The following is a 968-nucleotide window of genomic DNA, read 5'->3' as shown; positions in this document are numbered from 1 at the left end:
GTAGGCTTGGCCATGAGCAAGTAATCAGCAACGGCACCACTCATACTCTGGCGGGTTACCTTGCAAAAATCTTCAATGCTTTGGTAAAGCTCGGAATCAACCATGACTTGAATTTTCTTCTTGGGCATCTGGCACCTAAATTTGAGTGAATTTTTCACATGGATTTGAGTAATCAACGTACACGATTTTGAGTGATTAACGTGATTAACGTGATTAACGTGAATCAGATTACTACAGAGTTATTGAATTGGCAAATGGTGATGTAACGAACTCGTGAAAGGTTCAGCAGGGCGCGAAGTGAGCCGGTGATGGGCAAAAAAAAGAGCCGCGAAAACGGCCCTTGTAACGAACTGGTGAAGATGGTCTACATGGGCGCTGCGCCCCATACCCCGCTACCCTTGAGCCTGCTTTTGCTTTGCAAGCTCGTTAGCCAGAAACACGCCCATATCCTGAGCGCCGTACATGTCCAGTAGTTCCTGAATGGTGGCGCCGTAGTGCTTAACCATCCAACTAACTTTGTGGTCAAGATCAGTGATTTTCTGACCCCTTACATCAAGTTTGACCAGGTTCATCTCGAACACTGATTGAGCGAGGTCTACCAACCAAGGGGAAAAGGCGAAGCAGTCTTGTGGGTCCAACGTGGCCAAAGCTAACTTGCCTTTTTTCGTGGGTGGGCGAATCTGGGCCTCTACCCGAACGAGGTCTCGAGCATCGACTAGTCGCCCGTCATGCATCTCAACCTGTAAACCGTTCAGGAGCGCCTTTACATCGCATTTGTACCCACGCATACCAGCAAGGGCTCGCTGGCGCATCTGGAGCCCTTTTTGGTATCCCCTTGCTCGGTAGTCGCTTGAAGGTGCACCCAGATACTGAGTGGCACCTGCGAGTTTGTCCAAGGCATCCGCCTCGAATTTGGCCGCTATTGCGTGTTTCTTTGCAACGCGGAGCATTTTTCGCCTAACCGACCG

At 50.0% G+C, this 968-nt stretch carries 1 protein-coding gene; it reads right to left on the bottom strand.

Features of this window, described 5'->3' with window-relative positions; translation table 11 throughout:
• Positions 1-392: 392 nt before the first annotated feature.
• Positions 393-968: hypothetical protein (locus PY990_RS16275; protein WP_275272486.1), on the bottom strand; the 576-nt coding region annotated here is incomplete at its 5' end.

This window comes from Limnobacter olei (assembly GCF_029087225.1).
Classification (GTDB): Bacteria; Pseudomonadota; Gammaproteobacteria; order Burkholderiales; family Burkholderiaceae_B; genus Limnobacter; species Limnobacter olei.
The sequence above is the reverse complement of the archived record's forward strand: the minus strand, read 5'-3'. Positions and strand labels throughout refer to the sequence as shown.